This window comes from uncultured Campylobacter sp., from assembly GCF_938031315.1.
GTDB lineage: Bacteria > Campylobacterota > Campylobacteria > Campylobacterales > Campylobacteraceae > Campylobacter_B.
Window position 1 is genome coordinate 1 of sequence record NZ_CALHHT010000190.1, and the last position, 1885, is coordinate 1885.

General features: G+C 46.7%; 2 protein-coding genes. One reads left to right on the plus strand and one right to left on the minus strand.

What is annotated here, in order from left to right; all coding sequences use genetic code 11:
• Positions 1-302: 302 nt before the first annotated feature.
• Entirely contained in the window at positions 303-806 is a 504-nt protein-coding gene (locus Q0236_RS04960; protein WP_297904971.1) for a hypothetical protein, read from the minus strand.
• Positions 807-889: 83 nt separating this feature from the next.
• Here Q0236_RS04960 and Q0236_RS04965 point away from each other — a divergent pair, with 83 nt between their 5' ends.
• Positions 890-1768, plus strand: a complete 879-nt coding sequence (locus Q0236_RS04965) for an aminotransferase class IV (protein WP_297915690.1) — start codon at positions 890-892, stop codon at positions 1766-1768.
• Positions 1769-1885 lie beyond the last annotated feature (117 nt).

The window sequence follows — 1885 nt, forward strand, 5'->3', positions numbered from 1 at the left end:
AGTGCGACGAAAACGGGCTTTGCTTCGGCACCGCAAAAATCAGGTAGCCGAAACGTCTTGCGGGTGCCAGCGCTAAATTTAACTATTTTAAAGCCAAGATCGAGCGCCCGCAAGCGGTGCCACGTTTTAAAATTTAGCCAGCGATTTAAAAATTTAGCCTCGCTCACGCGCTAATGCATTTTATCTATCTTATTTTTACTGCGTCCGCCGATTGATCGAGCTGCTCTTGGCGCAATAAAATTTTAAAATTTGCTTGGGTTGAAATGCTGTTTTGTGTTATAGAATTTTGCGGTATTTTAAAACTATTTTTCGCCAACTTCTACGATTTTGCTTAGCACGTATTGTTCTAGCTCGCGTCTAGGCACGTCATTTTTGAGCGCTTCGTTGTAGATATTTTCGACTATGCGGCTGTATTTTTCGTAAGGAAAGTAGAGAAAATGGTTCGCCCAAGCGCGTTTGATGAGCTCGTGGGTTAGCTTTTTTCTAGCCCACGCTTTAAAGCAATCAAAGCCGATAAAAACCGCCGACGTCGCTATGATCGTAAATAAAATGGAGAAGTGAAAGTCGATCTTTTCAAACATCGCGTGCGTCAGCGTTATCAAAAACATAACGCAGACGAATGCGAAGCAAGCGAAGATCACGTAGGATTTGCCGTAGTTAAATTTAAAATTTAGCTTCGAAGGATCGACGAGCATCCCGTCGTTAAACTCGGCGTTGGCTTCGAGCAAATCACGGAAAAGCACGGGTTTATGCGACACATGAAACATAATTTCTAAAAGCCTATCTTTAAAATTTGATTTATCCATCGGGTTTCCTTCGATTTTTGCGGAATTATATCTTAAATTAAATTGTTATAAGATAAAATAGTGCGAAATTTCAAGGAGAGATTATGTTTGAAATCAGCGGAATGAGCGGCGACGAGATAGTTTATATTAACGGCAAATTTTGCAAAGCCAAAGAGGCTGCGATAAGCCCTTTTGATCGCGGTTTCGTGCTTGGAGACGGCATCTATGAAGTAGCACCCGTGGTAAATTCTAAAATTTGCGACAGAGCGGATTTTTGGGAGCGCTTTGAGCGTAGCGCCGCGCAGATCGAGCTGAAAATTCCATATTCTCGCGAAAAATATGAGGAAATTTTATATGAGCTTATCTCTCGCAACGGCGTGAGCGAGGGCGCTTTCTACACTCAGATCACAAGAGGCGCGGCGATGCGGGATTTTGATTACGTCCGCGGCATAGAGCCCAGCGTCTTTGCCTTTGTCTATCATACGCAAATTTTTGATAATCCGCTCGCAAAAGAGGGGATCGAGATCGTAAGTCTGCCCGAGATCCGCTGGCATAGGCGCGATATAAAATCGATCTCGCTTTTAGCCCAGTGTATCTTAAAGCACGAGGCCCACAAGGCGGGCGCTTATGAGTGCTTTTTGATCGAGGACGGGCTCGTTACCGAGTGTTCGAGCTCCAGCGCGTTTATCATCAAAGATGACGTCCTCATCACGCGGCCGCTTTCAAACGACATACTGCCGGGCATCCGCCGCAAGGTGATCCTAGGCCTTGCCGAGCAGGCGGGGCTTAGCGTGCAGCAGCGGGCGTTTGGAATGAGCGAGGTTTATGAAGCCGATGAGGCCTTCATCAGCGCGGCAACGCTGATGGTGCTGCCGATCGTAAAAGCAGACGGCAGGGCGATCGGCGGCGGCACAGTCGGCAAATACGTACCGCGCCTGCGTGAGATGTATGCCGCGCGGCTAAGAGCCGAAGCGGGACTGTAATAGAGCGGTCAAATTTGACCCGTTAAATTTAAACTACGCGGGCTGATTAAATTTTGCTTTCTAGCTCGCCGGTTATGCGGCCTAGCTCGCTTACTAATTTTAAAATTTCAGCCAGTT